This is a genomic window from Paraburkholderia sp. BCC1886, assembly GCF_900996245.1.
Taxonomy (GTDB): domain Bacteria; phylum Pseudomonadota; class Gammaproteobacteria; order Burkholderiales; family Burkholderiaceae; genus Paraburkholderia.
In genome coordinates, this window is the sequence record NZ_CAAJGK010000052.1 from 116,056 (window position 1) to 134,930 (window position 18,875).

Here is an 18,875-nt window from a genome sequence, read left to right on the forward strand (position 1 = left end):
CCTTGGTCCATCAAATTTTCTGGCCGCTCAACGCGCGGGCCGAGCCGAATACCTGGATCAGTCCCATCGACGCCCACGTAATGACGAACGCGATGATCGCGAGCGCCGACGGTTCGTACGCGCGATTCGCGCCGATCAGTTGCAGATACGGTCCGAACGCGGGCCGGTCGAGCAGGCTCGCCAGCGTGAATTCGCCGATCACGACCGCGAAGGTGAGAAAGGCGCCGGACAGAATGCCGGAGCGGATATTCGGGAAGATCACCTTGAACAGAATCGTCGGCCAGCTTGCGCCGAGGCACTCGGCGGCTTCGGTGAGCGAGCGCACGTCCACCGCGCGCAAGCCGGCGTCGACCGCCCGGTACATGTACGGCAACGAGAGCGTGACGTAGCCGCACACCAGCAGCACGTCGGTGGCGCGTTCGTTGCCCGTGAGCGGCAGGATCGAGCTGCTGTTGTAGATGCGCAGATAGCCGAACACGATCACGATGGCGGGCACCACCAGCGGCAGCAGCGTGATGAACTCCACCACCGGCCGCAGCTTCGGCAGTCGCAGTTGCACCCAGTAAGCGGTCGGCACCACCAGCAATACGCCGACGACGATCGTCAGCAGCGCCATCAGGATCGAATAGCCGAACGAGGCCTGAAAACGCGGATCGGTCAGCACCACCTTGTAGGCGTCGAAGCTGTAGACGCCGCGACGCATCCGCAGACTGAACTCGAAAGTCGCGATGAGCGGAATCAGGAAGTACAGCGAGCCGACCACCATCGCGGTCCACGCGCCAACGCGCGATTGGCTTTTCATCGACGGCCCCTTTCAGCGCGCGAGCGCAACCAGATATAGCCGCCGTTGGAAAGACCCGTGACCAGCACCATGCCGAGCGCGAGCGCATAGCCGAGGTTCGCGTTGTGCATCACGTCGCCGCGAATCTGCGCGTACAGCAGGATGGTGACGATATTCAGCGAGCTGCCCGTCAGTGCGTAAGCGGTCGCAACCGCGCCGAACGAGTTGGCGAACAGCAGCAGCGCTGCGCCCAGCACGCTCGGCCACAGCACCGGCAGCGCGACATGGCGCCAGTACTGGAACGCCGTGCCGCCGAGGCATTCGCAGGCTTCGCGCCATTCGCGCTTCAGGCCGTCGAGCGCGGGCGTGACGATCAGCACCATCAACGGAATCTGGAAGTACAGGTAGGTGAGCGTCAGGCCGGAAAAACTCAGAATGCTGAAGCCCGTCGAGTACAGGTTGAAGCCGAGATATTTTTTCAGCAGCACGGTGACGAGGCCGACGCGCCCCAGCGTGCAGATAAAAGCAAACGCGAGCGGCACGCCGGCGAAGTTCGACGCGACGCCGGAGAAGGTCATCAAGGTCGGCCGGATCCAGCCCGGCAGCTTGCCCTGCACCGCCGCCCATGCGAGCAGCGAGCCGATCACTGCGCCGCCGATCGAGGACGCCGCGCTCACCTTGAAGCTGATCCAGTACGCGTCCAGGATAGTCGGCTGGAACAGGTCGCGGAGATTCACGAGCGTGAAGTGACCTTGCGCGTCCTGGAACGCGCCGACCATCAGGAAGCCGGTTGGAAGAATCAGGAACAGCAACGCGAACGTGAAAAACGGCACCACGCCGATCCACGCGAGAAACTGCGACGCGCGGCCGGGACCGTCGACGCGCGGCGTCGGCGTCGGCATCGTCGGAACGAGGAGTTCCGGCTGTACCGATCCAGCATCGGATGAAGCGCTCATGGCTGACCCTTGGGGCTTGGTGACTGAAGCCGGCCGCCTCTGCCCGTGCAGCGATGCCAACGGGCAGAAGAAGGTGGAAGAAGCAGAAGCGGCCGGTGAACTACGCTGCGGTTTGAGGCGATGCGCGGCTTACTTGACGTTCGCGCCGACCGTCTCGTCCCAATGCTTCGTGATGGTGTCCTTGTAGGCGTCCTGCTGGCTCAGCGTCGGGAACACCACGTTTTTGTACGCGGACGGCGGCGGCAACTTGTCGAGCAGCGCCTGCGGCACCTTCTTACCCGCTACCAGTTCGTTGTAGCGCATCGGATGGCAATAGCCCTTCAGCCAGCCGATCTGTCCTTCATCGGAGTACAGGAATTCCATCCACAGCCTGGCGGCATTCGGATGCGGGGCGTACGCGCTGATCGCCTGCACGTAGACACCGGCGACGACACCCGTCTTCGGAATCACCACGTTCACCTTCGGATTGCCCTTCAGCGTGTCGCGGTCGGCGAGCGCGTTGTAGTCCCAGCGCACGACGATCGGCGTGGTGCCTTGCGCCAGCGAGGCTGCTTTGCCGATGACCGGCACGAAGTTGCCGTTCTTGTTCAGTTGCGAGAAGTACTTGAGACCGGCCTGATCGGCCTTGCTGACATCGCCCTTCGCGGCCGACATACCCGCGGCGAACACGGCCTGAATCGCCTGATTGGCCGTGCGCGGGTCGCCCGCCAGCGAGACGGCGTTCTTGTAGTCGGGCTTCAGCAGATCGCTCCAGTCGGTCGGCGCCTTGTCGATCATGTCGGCATTCACTTCGAACGACAGTACGCCGTAATAATCGCCGTACCAGTAGCCGTCGGCATCTTTCGACTCCTTCGGAATCGAGTTCCACGTCGCGACCTTGTACGGTTGCAGCAGACCGTCGGCTTTCGCGGTCGGGCCGAACGACAGACCCACGTCGATCACGTCTGGCGCCTGCGGCCCCTTGTTGCCCTTGTTCGCCTTGATCGCTTCTATCTCGTCGCCCGAGCCCGCATCCGGGTTCAACTCGTTGACCTTGATCCCGTATTTCTTCTCGAAAGCGGGCACCAGTTCACCGTAGTTGCACCAGTCGTGCGGCAATGCGATGACGCTAAGCTGGCCTTCCTGCTTCGCGGCCGCAATCAGCGAGTCGAGCGGCGCGGCCGACGCGCTGCCCACTCCGGCTGCGGCGACACCCGCCACGGTGGACATCGAAAGTATGCGAGCTAACGCGGTGCGGTTCATAGTCTTCCCCATCCTCTGCCGAAATTGCTACGTTTGGAAAATGTCTGGATTGAACGTCGTAAGCGCCATGTTCAGTCCGCGAACATGTCGTGATGCAGTCTGTCGAGGCGATCCGTACAGATCATGTCGACGCCCCATTGCGCGAGCAGCCGGGCGCGCTCGGGGTCGTTCACCGTGTAGGCGAGCACGCGCAGGCCGGCGGCGTGAATCTCGGCCACCAATGGTTCGCTGAGCGACGCGTGATCCGCGTGCAACGACACGCAGTCGAGTTCGCGCACGATGCGCAGCCACTCGGCCGGCACGTCTTCGAACAGCATGCCGCGTCTCAGATGGGGCGCGGCATCGCGGGCAGCGGCCAGCGCGTCGAACGAAAACGACGAAAGCAGCGGCGCAGTCTGCCCCTGCCACAGGCTCGCCGCGCCGTTCGCCACCAGCCGGCCGGTGATCTCGTCACGGCCCGCGCACGGTTTGATTTCGATGTTGGCGGCAATGCCGTCGCGCGCGCAACGTGCGGCGGCTTCAGCCAGCGTCGGCAGTCGCGTGCCCGCGAACGAGGCGTCGAACCAGCTGCCGGCGTCGAGCGTGGCCAGTTGCGACCACGCTTGCGTGGCGGCCGCGCCCTGAGCGTTCGTCGTGCGCTCGAGCAGGTCGTCGTGCAGCAGAAAGAGTTGATTGTCGGCGGAGAGCTTGGCGTCGAACTCGACCATGCGATAGCCGTAACGCACGCAGGCATCGAAACCGGCGAGCGTGTTTTCGGGTGCGAGCGTGCCGCCGCAACGATGTGCGATCAGCGTCGGGTAAGGCCAGTCGGTGCTGCCGACGGCAGACAGGTCAGTGGACGAAGCGCGATCGATCCCGTTTCCCACGTCTCGTTACCTTTCAGAAAGAGCCAGTCGATGAAAGGTCCCATTCACACCGCGCCAGCGTTGCATAACGCTGTTCGAAAGCTGTTGGAAACGGGGCCGCCGAAGCATTTTCGAAGGCTAAGGTGAAATACACAAACTTGCAAGCTGCCAAAAAAATACAACACAATCGGGCGAAAGTAGTACGCTTGACATCGTCTGGACACACATCCGTGTCCACGATGTCAACCTTTAAAACAAGCCGTGCGAGCGCGCGTTCGCACTCAAGGAAAAGCCGCATGTGGCAGGAAGACCGACATCAGAGAATCCGCGCGTTGCTGTCGACGCTGCAACGTGTGTCGACCGAACGGATCATGGCGGACCTCGGTGTGTCGCGCGAAACGGTGCGGCGCGATCTGCTCGATCTCGAAGCGCTCGGCGCGCTGCGGCGCGTGCATGGTGGCGCAATCAAACCGGCTGACGAAGCGCCGATCGCCGAACGCGCGCAGATGCGCGTCAAATCGAAAACGGCAATTGCCAAGGCGGCAATGGGATTGATCGCGAGCGGCCAGACGCTGTTCGTCGATGCGGGCACGACCACGGCCGCGCTGGCCGAAGAACTGGCGAAGCTGGCGAACCTGACTATCGTCACCAACTCGATCGACGTCGCGCTGAAAATGCGCGGCACGGTCGAGGCAACCGAAGCGGCCAACGAAGTCATTCTGCTCGGCGGGTCGATCAGCGACCGGGCCATGGCGACCTCGGGGGCGACCACCGTGCTCGACATCCAGCGCTATCGTGCGGACATCGCGCTGCTGTCGCCGGTCGGTATCGATCACCGGCATGGGGCGACCAACTACGACCACGCCGAAACCGAAGTTGCCCGCGCCATGGTCGGCAACGCCGACCGCGTGGTAATCCTCGCCGACTACAGCAAGATTGGCCAGCGTAGCCGGATTTCGTATTGCCCGATCGACCGCATCGACGTGCTCGTCACAAATAAAAAGGCGGCCGAAGCCGCCGAGTTTTCAGCGCTGAAAAAGAAGCTCGAGGAGATTTTGCTGGCTTGAATCCATTGCGACCGGGCGAGCTGGCGAGCTGGCAACCAGGCGACCAGCGCAACGAGCGCTGTCCTATTCCTTCACGTGCATGGTGTCGAGCACGCGCTTGCGCAAACGCGTGTCGTGCAGCGCGCCGGCGGCGTCGAGCACCGGATACGCCGTCGACGAAAACAGCGAATTGAGCCGCTTCATATCGCTGATCAGATCCAGATGCAGCGCGCTGGTTTCGATGCTGCGCATGCTTTGTCCGGCGAGCCGGTCCAGGTGCTTGTACGAATACGCGCGCTCCAGATCGCGAAAGCGTTCCTTCTCGGCGAGCAGACGTTCGGCGCAGCGCAGGTCGTTGTTCAGGAACACCGACAGGCCGAGTTGCAGATTGCTCACCAGCCGCGTCTGCAGATCGTCGAGTTCGCCCAGCCCCTCTTCCGAGAACGACAGCCGGTGCGCGATTTTTTTCTCTTCGATATTGCTGACGATGCGCTCGACGATGTCCCCGGCATGCTCCAGGTTGATCGTCAGCGAAATGATGTCGGTCCAGCGGCGGCTGTCGGCTTCGTCGAGTTGCTCGCGCGAGATGAGCGTGAGGTAGGTTTTGACCGCGGCATAGAGTTCGTCGACGTCGTCGTCCATGCGGATGGTCGCGCGCGCTTTCTCCAGGTCGTTGTGATGGATCAGCTCCGCCACGTTGTCGAGCATGGTGCGCACGATATCGCCGATGCGCAGCACTTCGCGCGCGGCGTGTGCGAGCGCGAGCGTCGGCGTGGACAGCGCCGCCGCATCCAGATGCAGCGGCCGCAGTTCGCCGTTGGGCACCGGGCGGTTTGGCAACAAACGGATGCAGATGCGCGACATCGGGTCGACCAGCAGCAGACATGCGCAGCAACGCAGCGTGTTGTAGATCAGGTGAAAGCCGACGGTGGCTTCGCGCGGATTCGCGATCAATACCGGCAGTCCGCGAGCGAGCAAGGACGCGAACGGCAGAATCAGCAAAGCGCCGGCCAGTTTGAACGCAAAGCTGCCCACCGCCAGACGCCGCGCCGCCGCGTTCTGCGCAACCGTGCCGAGCAGCGCGAGCAGGCCGCTGCCGAGATTCGCGCCGATCACGAGGCACAGCGCGACCTTCAGGGAAATAACGCCGGACGAGGCGAGCGTCGCCGTCAGCAGCACGGCGGCCAGACTCGAGTAGGAGAGCATCGCGAAGGCTGCACCGACTAGCGCGTCGAGCATCGTGTCGCCGGTCAGCGCGCCGAACATCACGCGCACGCCGGCGCCTTGCATCATCGGCTGGGCCGCTTCGACGATCAGATGCAGCGCCAGCAGAATCAGCCCGAGTCCGATGATGGTGCGGCCGGCCTGGCCGATCCGATTCTGCTTGCGCGACAGAAACAGCGGCACGCCGACCAGAATCAGGATGGGCGAGAGCCACGATAGGTCGAGGGTAAGGACCCGTGCCATCAACGCGGTGCCGACATCCGCGCCGAGCATGATGGCGAGCCCGCTGGTGAGCGGCAACAGACCTTGGGCCGCGAACGACGTCACGATGACCGCCGTCGCATTGCTGCTTTGCACGAGGCTGGTCACGCCGATACCGGAAGCGAATGCGCGCCAGCGGCTACTGGTGCTTCGGCCGAGCGCACTGCGCAGATCGGCCCCGAGGACTCGCAGAATACCGGTGCGTACGATGTGCGAGCCCCACACGAGCAATGCAACACCGGCTAGAAGGTTAAGGAGAATCAACATAAAGCACTGCGCGTTCGTCCTGCTGCCATGACCCGAACCGCATGCCGTGCTAGTCGGCACCCGGGGCGTTTGTGACAGTAGTGTTGCACATTTTTGCCTTATTGTAATTTTGTGCTTTTAAATATAGGCTCGTGCAAAATGTGGATGGCCTGTCTCGTGGCTATTTTCAAGCTGGATTCCTTCGCTTGCCGATTCCTCGCTGGCGATTTCATCAAGAGGACAATGAATGAGCCGCAACCTTGCGCTGTTCGACCTGGACCATACGCTGCTGCCGCTCGATAGCGACCAGGCGTGGGCGCACTTCATGGCCGGCCTGGGCATTGAAGGCGCGGCGCGACACGCGCAGGACATCGACGGGTATTACCGCCAGTACACGGCGGGCACGCTCGATATGAGCGCTTACCTGAACTACACGCTGGCGCCGCTCGCCCGTCACTCGCGCGAACAGCTCGACGCGTGGCATGCCCGCTTCATGCAGGAAGTCATCACGCCGGCCATTCTGCCGGCCGCGCGCGAACTCGTGCGACGCCATCTCGACGCGGGCGACCTGTGCTGCATCGTGACGGCCACCAATGTGTTCATCACGCAGCCAATCGGTCGCGCGCTCGGCTTCGAGCATCTGCTGGGTATCGAACTGGGCACCGAAGGCGGCGATCCGCTGGCGCGCTTTACCGGTAATGCGCTCGGCGTGCCCACGTTTCGCGAAGGCAAGATCACGCGCACGGAAAGCTGGCTCGCGTCGCTCGGACACCGGCTGCAGGATTTCGAAGAAAGCTATTTTTATAGCGACTCGATCAACGACGTACCGTTGCTGGAGCGCGTCACGCATCCGGTGGCGACGAATCCGGATGCGCGTCTGCGCGCGATTGCAGGCGAACGCGGCTGGCCGGTCATCGATATCTTTGCCTGAGCGCGTTGTTTCGGCGTGGTTTTATCCGCGCCCTTTCCAGGGCACCAGCCGCCGTTCCAGCGCCCGCATGCCGAGATCGAACAGCCACGCGATCAGGCCGATCAGGACGATCCCCATCACGACGACGTCGGTGCGTAAAAAGCTCGACGCGTTGAGCACCATCTGACCCAGGCCGGCAGTCGCCGCCACCATCTCGGCCGCAACCAGCGTAGTCCAGCCGAAGCCGATGGCGATCCGCAAGCCAGTCAGAATCTCCGGCAACGCCGCGGGCAACACGACGTGGCGCACGACCTGCGAGAAACTGCCGCCGAGCGAATACGCCGCATGAATCTGTTCGAGCGTCGCGCTGCGCACGCCGGCTCGCGCAGCCATCGCGATCGGGGCAAAACAGGCGAGATAGATCACCACGATCTTCGCCGTTTCGTCGATACCGAACCAGATCACGACGAGCGGCAGATAAGCGAGCGGCGGCAACGGCCGATAGAACTCGAGCGGCGGATCGAGCAGCCCGCGAGCGACGCGACTCACGCCCATCAGGATACCGACGGGCACCGCCGTGAGCGCGGCCAGCGCGAACGCGCCGAAGACGCGCAACGCGCTCCACGCCAGATGCTCGGAAAGCGGTAGACCGCCTTGTATGCGGCCGTGGCATGCGTCGAGAAACGCCGCCCAGACCGCTTCGGGTGTCGGCAGGAACAAAGGCGGTAGCCAGTGAAAATGCGTGGCGACCCACCACAACGCGGCGAGCGTCACGACCGAGATCGTGCTCAAAGCGGCGGTCGGGCCTTCGCCGGGCATCCGCCAGCCGCGCGCCGGGCGGCGGGTTTTGCGCTGTGGCGATGCCTGCCGGTTCGAGGCTGCGGATGCCGATACCGTTGTTGCTGCGGTGGCGGTGGCGGTGGCGGTTCCCGTTGCCGTCGTTGTGCCGGGGTTCGGGTTGGCGTTGCTCAGAGCGTCACGTGGAGCCGTCACGACAGCACCTCCTGCCGACTTGCGCCGCGATCGTGCAGCCGGCTGACCAGCCGCTCGCGCCAGTCGATGAAATCCGGCGACGACTTCACCGCGCGCGCATCGCGCGTCTCCAGAAAGCGCTTCGCGAAAGGCAATTCATAGTTTTCGGCGATACGACCCGGGCCCGGCGTCATGACCACCAGACGCGTGGCGAGAAACAGCGCCTCCTCGACACTATGCGTGATGAAGAACACCGTCTTGCGCGTGCGCCCCCACACGTCGAGGACGAGTTCCTGCATCGTCTCGCGCGTCATTGCGTCGAGCGCGCCCATCGGCTCGTCCATCAGCAGCACCTGCGGGTCGCTCGCCAGCGCGCGGGCAATGCCGACCCGTTGCTGCATACCGCCCGACAAGGTATAGACGCGCGAGCGCGCGTGCTTCTCCAGGCCGACCAGCGCCAGCATGTCGAGCGCGATGCGTTCGCGCCGCGCCTTCGGTATGCGCTGGAAGCGCAAGCCGAGCGCGACGTTTTCCAGCACGTCGAGCCATGGCATCAGCGCGTATTTCTGGAATACGACGCCGCGATCTGCGCCGGGTCCGAGCACCGGTTCGCCGTTCAGACGCACCTCGCCCTCGGTCGGCTGGATAAAACCGGCGATGCAGTTGAGCAGCGTGGTCTTGCCGCAGCCCGACGCACCCAGCGCGACGACGAATTCGCCGGCTTCGATGCGCAAATCGACATCCTGCAACGCGACGTGGGGTGCGCCGCTGCGCATGCCGCTGCGCACGCCGCTGCGCACGCCGCTGCGCACGCCGCTGCGCACGCCCTCGTATGCCACCTGTAGCCGCCGGATTTCAAGCGTGCTCATGAGCGGTCCTCGTTCGCGGTTGGGCGGGAACAGCGCCGACGGCGTGCGGCACGACAATCATTGCGCCGCGCGCTGCACGAATTGCGGATCGATGCCGGTCGAATAGTCCGGGAGCACGTTCTGAATCGTGCCCTGCGTCTTGAGGAACGCCGCCGTCGCGGCCAGCGACTTCGCGGCGCCGGACTGCGCGCCACCGCCCAGCCACGTGGACGACGCCTGCTGCGCCGCCGTCGGGAACGCGTACAGCGCGAGACTGGCCGGCACTTCCTGCGCGTTGGCGCCGGACTCTTTCGCGACGGCCTCGACCTGCGGCGAAGTCGCCGTCCATGCCGACGGGTGATCTCGATAGCTGGCATCCGTAGCCGCCAGCACCTTGACGAACCGCGTGACGAAGTCGGCGTTCTGCGCGGCGAACTTGCGATCGACGACGAAGCCGTCGAAGGTCGCCTTGCCGGTTTGCTGCGCCACCTGGCCCGAGGTGATCAGCACCTTGCCGCTCTTCTTGACCTTGGCGAGCACCGGGTCCCAGATATAAGTCGCGTCGATGTCGCCCCGCTCCCAGGCCGCCGCGATTTCAGGCGGACGCAGGTTGACGATTTTCACCTCGGACGGATTCACACCCGCGCTTTGCAACGCCACCAGCGTATGGAAATGCGACGTCGAGACGAACGGCACACCGATCTTTTTGCCTTTCAGCCCGGCCACACTCGTCACGTTCGAGCCGTCGCGCGCGACCAGCGCCTCGGCGTCGTTAATGTTGTCGAGAATCCAGAACAGCGAGATGTCGACGCCTTGCGACAGACCCGCGGCAACCGGACTCGAACCCGCCTCGCCGAGTTGCACCGAGCCGGACGCCAACGCCCGGATCACATCGGCCCCGCTGCCCAGCTTGCGGAAGGTCACCTTGTACCCGGTGGCTTTCTCCACTTCACCCGTCGCCTGCGCATAGCGCCAGGGCACCACCATGTCCTGGTACGCGATCACGACTTCCTTGCTGTCGGCGTGCGCTGCGCCGGAGAAAGATGCGGACAGTGCGAGCAGCGTAGCGAACGCGGCCAGCGGACGGAGAAAGCGGTTCATCGGGAGCCCCTCTAGTGAGTGTTGTTTGGGAGGCTCGACTATAGGGAGAATGGGCGCGCGCGGTTCTAATTAATCCTCCATTGCTAATCACGCCGTTCGAGCATTGCTTTTCGCGCTGACTTGGATCGGGCGGTTGCCAAAGCGGACGATGCGCGCTGTTCTGGTCATGATCGCGCAGGGCTATGTCCGGGCGCAACCTGGCCATTCGGCCGATTGACTGCGAGTGTCGTGCGGCGCGATGATCGCTTCGTCTTTCACGGTTCGCATTCTTCATGACGTTTTTCATCGGCCGCCTGGGTTGGCTCTTTTTCAATGTCGGCGTGCCGGTGTTCGGACCTGTTGCGTTGCCCCTTTTGCTGAGCTTTTCGCACTTCTATGGAGGGTCTTCGCGAGGTATCGTTACCCGGGTGATTCAGGACGGACAACTTCTTTGGGTCGTCATTTCTATGTGCGCGAGCGCGTGCTACGAGATCGGTTGCGCATTGGGTGGAGCGTCCAGCGACACCGCGCTTTCCTTCATGCTGGCGAGTCTGTTCCTGCATGCTCTGCTGATCGTCACCGCAACCGTTCTGGTGTCGTTCGGTGCGGCCGACGCGGCCTGCTTCCCGGCCGATTCCAGAGACCCGAAGACGCGCGGTTTACTCATGTGGCCATCTTTGCTATTGACAGCCATCTCAACCGTTTCGTTTTCCGTATCTCATTATTGGCTAACCTAACTAATCGCCAATCGACCAGGATATAATTTTTTCCACATCTGACACGGAAGACTCAAATGCTCGGCATGCTCCACCGCCTTATCGAAGACCCTGCAAGGCGCGACCGCTTTATCAAATTCGCCATCCCTTTCTCGTTCGTCTGCGGCACGCTCGCTCCTATCTGCCTGGCTCTCGCGCGCCACTACGGTTAACCGCATTTAGCGACAACAGGGACCGCATACAAAACCTCCCCACAATGAAAAAGCCCGCAACACGTGCGGGCTTTTCATCTTGCGACAGGCAGGCAACAACCCTCAACGCATTCAGACCACGCCGGCTCCGTGCGCCTGCACATCGGCGTGATAGCTCGAACGAACCATCGCGCCCACGGCCGCATGCGTGAAGCCCATTTTGTACGCTTCTTCTTCGTACATCTTGAACGTGTCCGGGTGAACATATGAGCGCACCGGCAAATGGTGTTCAGACGGCTGCAGGTACTGGCCAATCGTCAGCATGTCCACGTCGTGCTCGCGCATGTCGCGCATGACCTGAAGAATTTCCTCTTCGGTTTCACCCAGCCCGACCATCAAGCCCGACTTCGTGGCGACCTCCGGATGCAGCGCCTTGAAGTCCTTGAGCAGCTTCAGAGAATGCGCGTAGTCCGAACCCGGGCGCGCTTCCTTGTACAAACGCGGCACCGTTTCGAGGTTGTGATTCATCACGTCGGGCGGCGCTGCGTTCAGAATACCGAGCGCGCGATCCAGGCGACCGCGGAAGTCCGGTGTCAGAATTTCGATGCGTGTTTCGGGCGACAGCTCACGCGTCTGACGGATACATTCCACGAAGTGCGCCGCGCCGCCATCGCGCAGGTCGTCGCGGTCCACGCTGGTGATCACCACGTACTTGAGCTTCAACGCGGCGATCGTGCGAGCGAGGTTGCCCGGTTCGTCCACGTCGAGCGGATCGGGACGGCCGTGGCCGACGTCGCAGAACGGGCAGCGTCGCGTGCACTTGTCGCCCATGATCATGAAGGTCGCGGTGCCCTTGCCGAAGCACTCACCGATGTTCGGGCAACTCGCTTCTTCGCACACCGTGTGCAGGTTGTGCTCGCGCAGAATCTGCTTGATCTCGGTGAAACGCGAATTGCCGGTGGCCGCTTTGACGCGAATCCAGTCCGGCTTCTTCAGTTTTTCGATCGGGATGATCTTGATGGGGATGCGGGCCGTCTTGGCCTGCGCCTTCTGCTTCGCCGTTGCGTCGTAGGCGGCAACCGGCAAGGCGTCGGGAACGGGAGTAGTGGGAATAGCGGCAGTAGCGGCCAGGTTCGCGGTAACGTCAGTCATTCGTTCGATCCAGTCAGGCGGTGAACGCACCGGCCTGCGGTTGGGCGACGGCCGCGGGACTGCCGTCGAGGTTTGCGGTGAGACATGCTGCCAGCGTGCGGGCTACGTCGTCCCAGCCGGCGGCGACGCCAAGCGTCGCCATATCCACTGTTTCGAGTCCTGCGTAGCCGCATGGGTTGATGGCCAGAAACGGCCGCAGATCCATCTTCACATTCAGGCTGACACCGTGGTAGCTGCAGCCGTTGCGAATTTTCAGGCCCAGCGCGGCGATCTTGGCGCCGGCATGCAACCCGGCGTCGGGCCCCGGCGCCACGTAGATTCCAGGGGCGCCCGCCTTGCGTTCTCCGGCGAGATTATACGCTGCAAGGGTATCGATCACGGCCTGCTCGATACGCGTGACCATCTCGCGCACCATCAGCTTGCGCCGCCGCAGATCGAGCAGCAGGTAAGCGACGACCTGGCCGGGTCCGTGATACGTGATCTGTCCGCCCCGGTCGACCTTGACCAGCGGAATGCCGCTGTCGAGGGCAAGCAGATGGGCGGGATCGCCCGCTTGCCCCAGCGTGAACACAGGAGGATGTTCGACCAGCCAGATTTCATCGGGCGTGTCGGCGGTGCGCTCGTCCGTGAACGCGCGCATCGCGTCGAAACTGGTTTCGTAGGATTCGGTGCCGAGCCAGCGTAGCGTCGATGGCGACGCTAGCGGCGACGGCGCGAGGGCGAGGGCGAGGGACGGAGACGGGAGAACCGGGGTGGCGCACATGATCGCCGCAGTTTACCGAAATCCTGGGATTCGCGCCGGACGTCGATCAGATCCCGACGCCCGGCAATTGAAGGCCGCGGCCCGTCAAACCGTGCGCCAGCCCCCGCGAAGCCGCGCCGCCAGCCGTTCTACCACCCGGGCAAACCAGTTGAACGCGCGTTCGTCGCAGCGCGTCGGCACGGTGAACGACACTTTCGCGGGCGAGGCGCCTTCGGCACTCAGCCAGAGCCGCTCGCCGCGCCGCAGACGCAGCACGTGGCCGGGTTGCAGCCAGTAATCTTCGATATCGTCGCTACGCGTCACCCACACCGCGCCGCCGCGGACAACTAGCTTGGTGCTGCGCGCGACCATCATCGGAATGGTTTCGCCACTGCGGATTTCAAACGCGATACTAGAGAAAATTTCTCTCATGATGCCCTCGCCAAAATTCGTTTCGTGGCTACAATCCTAGGCGTAGCAAGGGTTTAAGCAAAACGATCTATTTTCACCTCTATGTGAGAAATATTGCGATGGACCTCCGTCAGCTTCCCGCTTTGAATGCCATCAAGGCTTTCGAGGCCGCCGCCCGGCACGAAAGCTTTTCACGCGCCGCCGACGAGCTGTTCGTCACCCACGGCGCGGTCAGCCATCAGATTCGCGCGCTCGAAGCGGAACTCGGCGTCGCGCTATTCGTTCGCGACGGCAAGCGTGTGCGGCTCACCGACAGCGGCCGGCGCTACGCCACACACGTGCGCAGCGCGCTCATGGCGCTGGCCGACGCCACGCGCGAAATCCGCGCCGGCGACCGCGAGCGCCGTCTGGTCGTGTCGATGCTGTCGTCGTTCGCGGCGCGCTGGGTCACCCCGCGCATCGGCAGTTTTATCGAAGCGCATCCGCAATGGGACCTCGAACTGCTGTCCACCAACGCGCTGACGGATTTCGCGCGCGACGACGTGGACGTGGCAATCCGTTTCGGCTTCGGCAAATACTCGGGGTTGCACGCGGAATTGCTGCTGGAGGAAATTTTCTTTCCGGCCTGCTCGCCGAATTTCAACGGCGGCAAGCTGCCTCAGACACCGGCCGATCTGGCCAGGGTGCCGCTGCTGCGTTCGGACGACGAGTTGTGGCGCCCGTGGTTCGACGCCGCCGGACTCACCGACTGGCCTGAGCCGAAGCGCGGCGTGCTCTATCAGGATTCGTCGAACCTGCTGCAGGCGGCCATCGACGGACAGGGGATCGCGCTCACCCGCCGGTCGCTCGCCATGCACGAGATCGCCGCGGGGCGGCTAGTCCGGCTGTTCGACGTGGACGGGCCGAGCCCGTGGCAGTACTACTTCATCTGCCCGCCGCAAATGATGGAAACGGAACGCGTGAGGGCGTTCCGTGACTGGGTGTTCGACGAGGTAGGACGCTTCAAGCTGCTTTTCGAACGTGCCTGCGAAGCCGGACCGACGGCAAGCGCCGACCTGGCGGCCGACGCATTGCGCGCCGCGGCCCTTACATCACGACCTTCACCATCGGATGCCCGGTGAGCGCGCGATAGATATCGTCGAGATGCGCGCGGCTGGTCGCGCGCACCGTCACCGTCAAGCCCGTGTAATTGCCGCCGCTGGACGGCCGGATTTCGACGCGCGAGGCGTCGACCTCGCTATCGAACTGGCGTACCACCGTCACGATGGTTTCCGCGAACTCGGGATGCGCGCGGCCCATCACCTTGATCGGGAAATCGCACGGAAAGTCGAACAGCGAATCGTTGTTCTCGGTGCTCATCGTTTTACTTCTTCTTGTTGAACATCAGCATCAGCGAATCCCACACGCGGCCGACCACACCGGCTTGCGGCACGGCCTGCAAGGCCACGATCGGGAATTGCGCGAGCACCTTGCCATCGGCCACCAGCTTCGCCGTGCCGACCTGCTGGCCGTTGGCGATCGGCGCGATCAGCGGATCGATCTGCTCGATCTGCGGCTTCACCTTGTCGGCCATTCCCTTCGGCACGGTGATGTACTGATCGCTCTTCACGCCGATCTGCACCGTGTCCTGCGCACCCTTGTAGACGCGCGGCGTGCCGACCACCTGAGCGGCCTTGTACAGACGCACCGTGTCGTACGCGGTGTAGCCGTAGTTCAGCATCTTCAGGCCGTCCTGCACGCGGTCGTGCTCCTTCGGCTCGCCCATCATCACCGCGACCAGGCGGCGCGACGCGTCGGCGGTGCCCGACAACGGACGCTTCGCGCTCGCGATCAGGCAATAGCCGGCCGCTTCGGTGTGACCGGTCTTCAGACCGTCGACGGTCGGATCGATCCACAGCAGGCGGTTGCGGTTCGGCTGCCTGATCTTGTTGTACGTGAATTCCTTGACCGAGAAGATGTTGTAGTAATCGGGGAAGTCACGAATCAGGCGCGCGGACAGTACCGCGAGGTCGCCCGCCGTGGTGTAGTGCTGCGGGTCGGGCATGCCGTTCACGTCGGCGAAATGCGTGTGCTTCATGCCGAGGCGCTGCGCCTCGGTGTTCATCATGTTGACGAATTGCGACTCGCTGCCGCCGACCAGTTCGGCGAGCGCGATGGCCGCGTCGTTACCCGACTGCACGATCATGCCGTACACCAGATCGTGCACGGTCACCGGCTTGTTCGCCTCGATGAACATGCGCGATTCGTCCGTGTGAACGCGGCGCACCGCTTCGCTCGGCATCACCGTCTGGTCCATCGTGATCTTCTTCGTCTGCAGCGCTTCGAAGACGAGATACGCGGTCATCAGCTTGGTGAGCGAAGCCGGTTCCGCGCGTTCGTCCGCGTTACCCGAGGCGAGCACCTGATTGCTGGTGGCGTCGACCAGCACCCACGAGCGCGCGCTGACCGCGGGCGGCGGCACTTGCGCAAACGCCGCGCTCGCCACGAGCGTGGCGGGCAGCACGATACCGAGGGCAACGGCACGGCTCAATGCAGGCGAAACGAAAGAACTGGAGATCGAAGCAGCGGAAGAGAAGGACGTGCGGCCGAGTGTGGAAAAACGCATAGGGGTCGGTTCGTGCAGATAAATACATCGCGCGTAGAGCGCATTGTTTGGAAGGGCCGGTCGGCGAGCGTCAGGCCGTAAAAACAGCACGGCGCCCGTTGGACTTCCGGCCACGCGATCGGTTCGCGCAGCACGCCTCGCATCCGGCACCGCTGCGCGCGTCGAAGCACCTACGCATCGCGCGAACCGCCGGGTGGGCAATGCTGCGCCCAAAAAAGAGCGCTCATTATACGCGCGCGCTGTCGCACCTCAGGCACCTCAGGCGCTTTAGGCCTTCAGGCACCAGCCGCCCGAAGAAGCCGGCGAAGGAAATGCTCCACACGAGCAGCACCCGCCGCGCTAACGCCACGCGTCGACGATGATCCGCTTCAGCACATGCAGCTTGCGATGCAGAAAATGCTCCGCGCCCGGAATCACGATCACCGGCAATTCCTGCGGCCGCGCCCAGTCGTAGACGGATTGAATGGGCACCGTGTCGTCGGTCTCGCCGTGAATCACGAGTGTGTTTTCCGGCACCGGCGCGACTTCCCAGCGGCTCGCCGCGGTGCCGACCAGCACCATCCGCTCTATCCCCCTGCCTTCGTCGCGCAACTTCGCGGCCACGTGCGAGAGCACGAACGTGCCGAACGAAAAACCCGCCAGCACCAGCGGCAATTCGCCCTGCCCGGTTTCCGCGCGCATATGGTCGAGCACGGCGCGCAGGTCGTCGCGCTCGCCGATACCGGCGTCGTGCTCGCCTTGCGTTTCACCGACACCGCGAAAGTTCGAGCGATACGTCACGTAGTTCAACTGCACGAGCGTGCGGGCGAGCGTCTGCGCGACCTTGTTGTCCATCGTGCCGCCGAACAGCGGATGCGGATGCGCAACCAGCGCAATACCGCGCGGCGCGGCGCCGTGTTCGCGCACGTCGTCGGGCAGATCCAGCGCGACTTCGATCTTGCCGACCGGGCCGTCGATCAGATACTTCTTCGTGTGTACGTTCATTGGGAGAGACTTATCGTTCAATCGATCTTCAGGCGCTCGACGATCTTGCCGTTGGCCAGATGCGAATCGACGATCTCGTCGATGTCGCTCTCGTCGACATACGTGTACCAGACCCCTTCCGGATACACGACGAGCGCGGGTCCGAGTTCGCATCGGTCGAGGCAACCCGCCTTGTTGATGCGCACCTGACCGGGGCCGGCGAGACCCAGTTTCTTGACACGCTTTTTAGCGTGCTCCTGCATTTCCTGTGCGTTGCAGTTCGCGCAACTCGGGCGCGTGGCCTCGGCGTCGCGCTGATTCAGGCAGAAGAAGACGTGGTACTTGTAGAAGGCGTCCATGATGTCCGGGGGCAAGACTGCTAGTGCGGGGAATGGCGCGGCAGCCGTAGCCACGCGCCTGTTGTGACATTCGTGCGGTGGATTATAGCCAGCGAGGCTACCGGCCGCCGTCCGCGGAATGCTTGCACGGCGCGTGCCCAGGCGTCGCCCTCACGCATGCCGCCGGCTCATCCGCCGCTTGAGCCACGCCTGCTCGACCACGTACGCGAGCCACACCAGCGCCGCATACGGCCAGCTCCATGCGAGCCAGTGCGCCAGCCCGTTGAAGTGCAGATAGCGGCCCTGCCGCCAGTCGGCCAGCACGGCATCGAAATACGGATTCACCGGCAGCAGATTGACGAACACGAGCGCGATCGTCAGCGCGCCGGCCGCGAGAAGCGCGCGCGTGCGGCGCCGCCAGCGCAGCGCGAGCAACGCCGCCGCCGTTCCGCCGAGCAAACCGACCAGTGCGCCCGGCGTGGCCCAGAAAAACGCCAGGCCCGCCTGCGATTGCAGAAACGTCGCGCCCACTTTCACGCACAAGGTCGTGACGAGGAACACCATCAACAACCTCACGCGTGGCGCGTGATCGCGCACCGGCAGCGACGCCAGCGACAGCGCGGCAAACAGATTCAACGTGGTGATCAGCACTTCCCAGACATCGTCGGGCAACCTGGCGGCGACCAGCGCGGGCCACGCGCCGACGTGCCATGCCGATGGCGTCCACGCCAGCAGAGCATCCTGAGTGGTCGAATCGAAGCGCAACCACAGCGCGCGCGGCCAGTTGCCGAGACCGAACAGCCGCGGCGCCGGATACATCGTCGCGAACGGCCATGCGGCCACGAGACAGGCGAGCGCCGCGCGGTCGCGCTCGAACCACATCAGCCGCAAGCGTCGCAACAAGCCGCGGTCGAGCAGCGCGCCGGTTGCGGGCGACATGATCGCCGCACCCAGCAGCGCACCGAGCGCATTGGCGGCCAGATCGAGATTCGACGCGACGCGAGTGGGCAGATAAGTTTGCACGGCTTCCATCACGCCCGACAGCAGTCCGCCCAGCAGCAGCGCCGCCGCGACGGCCAGCGCGCCACGCCAGCGCGGATAGACCGCAAGCACCAGCAGCGCGCCGAACGGCATGTAGCCGAGCACATTGGTGACGACGTCGAACGCCGTCAGATACTGCGGCATGGGATCGGACAGATACGCGAACGGCGTAAGGCCGAGCGAGCGCCAGCCGGAAAACGGATACCACGACCCGTAGACGATCAGCGCGGTGTACAGCAGTAATGCCTGACGCGCGAGCGCCGATGGGCGGCGCAGCCAGGGTCTTTCGCTCATGCAGCGCTCCG

At 63.7% G+C, this 18,875-nt stretch carries 20 protein-coding genes; 4 read left to right on the forward strand and 16 right to left on the reverse strand.

Annotated elements, in window-relative coordinates; all coding sequences use genetic code 11:
- Positions 1-10 precede the first annotated feature (10 nt).
- The 4 genes from FQ746_RS18650 to ugpQ form a co-directional block, all read right to left on the reverse strand.
- Positions 11-802 carry an ABC transporter permease gene (locus FQ746_RS18650; RefSeq protein ID WP_144111106.1) on the reverse strand — a complete coding sequence of 264 codons (792 nt, stop codon included), beginning with the start codon at positions 800-802 and terminating at the stop codon, positions 11-13.
- Entirely contained in the window at positions 799-1,737 is a 939-nt protein-coding gene (locus FQ746_RS18655) for an ABC transporter permease (protein WP_144111108.1), read from the reverse strand. Before FQ746_RS18655 ends, FQ746_RS18650 begins: the two co-directional genes overlap by 4 nt.
- A 129-nt stretch (positions 1,738-1,866) precedes the next feature.
- On the reverse strand, positions 1,867-2,979 hold the full coding sequence (locus FQ746_RS18660) for an ABC transporter substrate-binding protein (protein ID WP_144111110.1): 1,113 nt from the start codon (positions 2,977-2,979) through the stop codon (positions 1,867-1,869).
- A gap of 71 nt (positions 2,980-3,050) precedes the next feature.
- Positions 3,051-3,845: a glycerophosphodiester phosphodiesterase gene (ugpQ, locus tag FQ746_RS18665; protein ID WP_144111112.1), complete on the reverse strand. Its 795-nt coding sequence runs from the start codon at positions 3,843-3,845 to the stop codon at positions 3,051-3,053.
- Positions 3,846-4,120: 275 nt separating this feature from the next.
- Here ugpQ and FQ746_RS18670 point away from each other — a divergent pair, with 275 nt between their 5' ends.
- On the forward strand, positions 4,121-4,891 hold the full coding sequence (locus FQ746_RS18670; protein WP_144111114.1) for a DeoR/GlpR family DNA-binding transcription regulator: 771 nt from the start codon (positions 4,121-4,123) through the stop codon (positions 4,889-4,891).
- 63 nt (positions 4,892-4,954) lie between these two features.
- Here the strand turns inward: FQ746_RS18670 and FQ746_RS18675 are convergent, their stop codons facing one another.
- Positions 4,955-6,622, reverse strand: a complete 1,668-nt coding sequence (locus tag FQ746_RS18675) for a Na/Pi cotransporter family protein (protein WP_144111116.1) — start codon at positions 6,620-6,622, stop codon at positions 4,955-4,957.
- A 226-nt stretch (positions 6,623-6,848) separates the two neighbouring features.
- Here FQ746_RS18675 and FQ746_RS18680 point away from each other — a divergent pair, with 226 nt between their 5' ends.
- A complete protein-coding gene (locus FQ746_RS18680) occupies positions 6,849-7,532 on the forward strand; it encodes an HAD family hydrolase (RefSeq protein ID WP_144111118.1) in 684 nt (227 codons plus the stop codon).
- Positions 7,533-7,553: 21 nt separating this feature from the next.
- Here FQ746_RS18680 and FQ746_RS18685 read toward each other — a convergent pair whose 3' ends face one another.
- Genes FQ746_RS18685 through tauA form a run of 3 tightly spaced genes read right to left on the reverse strand, consistent with a single transcriptional unit; the run spans position 7,554 to position 10,432 of the window.
- Positions 7,554-8,504 (reverse strand): ABC transporter permease subunit, encoded by a 951-nt coding sequence (locus FQ746_RS18685; RefSeq protein ID WP_260854096.1) that lies wholly within the window; start codon positions 8,502-8,504, stop codon positions 7,554-7,556.
- Complete coding sequence (locus FQ746_RS18690) at positions 8,501-9,352, reverse strand: taurine ABC transporter ATP-binding protein (protein WP_144111122.1); 852 nt, start codon at positions 9,350-9,352, stop codon at positions 8,501-8,503. Before FQ746_RS18690 ends, FQ746_RS18685 begins: the two co-directional genes overlap by 4 nt.
- 57 nt (positions 9,353-9,409) lie before the next feature.
- Positions 9,410-10,432: a taurine ABC transporter substrate-binding protein gene (tauA, locus tag FQ746_RS18695; RefSeq protein ID WP_260854097.1), complete on the reverse strand. Its 1,023-nt coding sequence runs from the start codon at positions 10,430-10,432 to the stop codon at positions 9,410-9,412.
- 272 nt (positions 10,433-10,704) lie between these two features.
- Between tauA and FQ746_RS18700 the strand changes: the two genes are divergently transcribed.
- Positions 10,705-11,148 (forward strand): hypothetical protein, encoded by a 444-nt coding sequence (locus FQ746_RS18700; protein WP_144111124.1) that lies wholly within the window; start codon positions 10,705-10,707, stop codon positions 11,146-11,148.
- Positions 11,149-11,450: 302 nt separating this feature from the next.
- On the opposite strand, the gene lipA is transcribed toward FQ746_RS18700, so the two are convergent.
- The 3 genes from lipA to FQ746_RS18715 form a co-directional block, all read right to left on the reverse strand.
- Positions 11,451-12,470: a lipoyl synthase gene (gene lipA, locus FQ746_RS18705; protein ID WP_260854098.1), complete on the reverse strand. Its 1,020-nt coding sequence runs from the start codon at positions 12,468-12,470 to the stop codon at positions 11,451-11,453.
- A 13-nt stretch (positions 12,471-12,483) separates the two neighbouring features.
- A complete protein-coding gene (gene lipB / locus FQ746_RS18710; protein WP_144111126.1) occupies positions 12,484-13,233 on the reverse strand; it encodes a lipoyl(octanoyl) transferase LipB in 750 nt (249 codons plus the stop codon).
- 84 nt (positions 13,234-13,317) lie between these two features.
- On the reverse strand, positions 13,318-13,644 hold the full coding sequence (locus tag FQ746_RS18715; protein WP_144111128.1) for a DUF2917 domain-containing protein: 327 nt from the start codon (positions 13,642-13,644) through the stop codon (positions 13,318-13,320).
- A 98-nt stretch (positions 13,645-13,742) separates the two neighbouring features.
- On the opposite strand from FQ746_RS18715, the gene FQ746_RS18720 reads away from it, so the two are divergent.
- Positions 13,743-14,744, forward strand: a complete 1,002-nt coding sequence (locus FQ746_RS18720) for a transcriptional regulator GcvA (RefSeq protein WP_144111130.1) — start codon at positions 13,743-13,745, stop codon at positions 14,742-14,744.
- On the opposite strand, the gene FQ746_RS18725 is transcribed toward FQ746_RS18720, so the two are convergent.
- The 5 genes from FQ746_RS18725 to FQ746_RS18745 all read right to left on the reverse strand — a co-directional run bounded on the left by FQ746_RS18725 (position 14,710) and on the right by FQ746_RS18745 (position 18,864).
- The gene (locus tag FQ746_RS18725) at positions 14,710-14,982 is read right to left on the reverse strand and encodes a DUF493 family protein (protein WP_144111132.1); all 273 of its coding nucleotides are present in this window, start codon (positions 14,980-14,982) and stop codon (positions 14,710-14,712) included. The genes FQ746_RS18720 and FQ746_RS18725 overlap by 35 nt on opposite strands.
- Positions 14,983-14,986: 4 nt before the next feature.
- Complete coding sequence (locus FQ746_RS18730; RefSeq protein ID WP_144111134.1) at positions 14,987-16,228, reverse strand: D-alanyl-D-alanine carboxypeptidase family protein; 1,242 nt, start codon at positions 16,226-16,228, stop codon at positions 14,987-14,989.
- 339 nt (positions 16,229-16,567) lie between these two features.
- A complete protein-coding gene (locus FQ746_RS18735) occupies positions 16,568-17,212 on the reverse strand; it encodes an alpha/beta hydrolase (RefSeq protein ID WP_144111136.1) in 645 nt (214 codons plus the stop codon).
- A 17-nt stretch (positions 17,213-17,229) separates the two neighbouring features.
- A complete protein-coding gene (locus FQ746_RS18740) occupies positions 17,230-17,550 on the reverse strand; it encodes a (2Fe-2S) ferredoxin domain-containing protein (protein WP_144111138.1) in 321 nt (106 codons plus the stop codon).
- 150 nt (positions 17,551-17,700) lie between these two features.
- The gene (locus FQ746_RS18745) at positions 17,701-18,864 is read right to left on the reverse strand and encodes a VanZ family protein (protein WP_144111140.1); all 1,164 of its coding nucleotides are present in this window, start codon (positions 18,862-18,864) and stop codon (positions 17,701-17,703) included.
- Positions 18,865-18,875 lie beyond the last annotated feature (11 nt).

Bases quoted from the DNA above. Each gene is read 5' to 3' on its own strand.
- FQ746_RS18650 (WP_144111106.1), bottom strand. From the start codon at position 802: ATGAAAAGCCAATCGCGCGTTGGCGCGTGGACCGCGATGGTGGTCGGC.
- FQ746_RS18655 (WP_144111108.1), bottom strand. From the start codon at position 1,737: ATGAGCGCTTCATCCGATGCTGGATCGGTACAGCCGGAACTCCTCGTT.
- FQ746_RS18660 (WP_144111110.1), bottom strand. From the start codon at position 2,979: ATGAACCGCACCGCGTTAGCTCGCATACTTTCGATGTCCACCGTGGCG.
- FQ746_RS18670 (WP_144111114.1), top strand. From the start codon at position 4,121: ATGTGGCAGGAAGACCGACATCAGAGAATCCGCGCGTTGCTGTCGACG.
- FQ746_RS18675 (WP_144111116.1), bottom strand. From the start codon at position 6,622: ATGTTGATTCTCCTTAACCTTCTAGCCGGTGTTGCATTGCTCGTGTGG.
- FQ746_RS18680 (WP_144111118.1), top strand. From the start codon at position 6,849: ATGAGCCGCAACCTTGCGCTGTTCGACCTGGACCATACGCTGCTGCCG.
- FQ746_RS18690 (WP_144111122.1), bottom strand. From the start codon at position 9,352: ATGAGCACGCTTGAAATCCGGCGGCTACAGGTGGCATACGAGGGCGTG.
- tauA (WP_260854097.1), bottom strand. From the start codon at position 10,432: ATGAACCGCTTTCTCCGTCCGCTGGCCGCGTTCGCTACGCTGCTCGCA.
- FQ746_RS18700 (WP_144111124.1), top strand. From the start codon at position 10,705: ATGACGTTTTTCATCGGCCGCCTGGGTTGGCTCTTTTTCAATGTCGGC.
- lipA (WP_260854098.1), bottom strand. From the start codon at position 12,470: ATGACTGACGTTACCGCGAACCTGGCCGCTACTGCCGCTATTCCCACT.
- lipB (WP_144111126.1), bottom strand. From the start codon at position 13,233: ATGTGCGCCACCCCGGTTCTCCCGTCTCCGTCCCTCGCCCTCGCCCTC.
- FQ746_RS18715 (WP_144111128.1), bottom strand. From the start codon at position 13,644: ATGAGAGAAATTTTCTCTAGTATCGCGTTTGAAATCCGCAGTGGCGAA.
- FQ746_RS18720 (WP_144111130.1), top strand. From the start codon at position 13,743: ATGGACCTCCGTCAGCTTCCCGCTTTGAATGCCATCAAGGCTTTCGAG.
- FQ746_RS18725 (WP_144111132.1), bottom strand. From the start codon at position 14,982: ATGAGCACCGAGAACAACGATTCGCTGTTCGACTTTCCGTGCGATTTC.
- FQ746_RS18730 (WP_144111134.1), bottom strand. From the start codon at position 16,228: ATGCGTTTTTCCACACTCGGCCGCACGTCCTTCTCTTCCGCTGCTTCG.
- FQ746_RS18735 (WP_144111136.1), bottom strand. From the start codon at position 17,212: ATGAACGTACACACGAAGAAGTATCTGATCGACGGCCCGGTCGGCAAG.
- FQ746_RS18740 (WP_144111138.1), bottom strand. From the start codon at position 17,550: ATGGACGCCTTCTACAAGTACCACGTCTTCTTCTGCCTGAATCAGCGC.
- FQ746_RS18745 (WP_144111140.1), bottom strand. From the start codon at position 18,864: ATGAGCGAAAGACCCTGGCTGCGCCGCCCATCGGCGCTCGCGCGTCAG.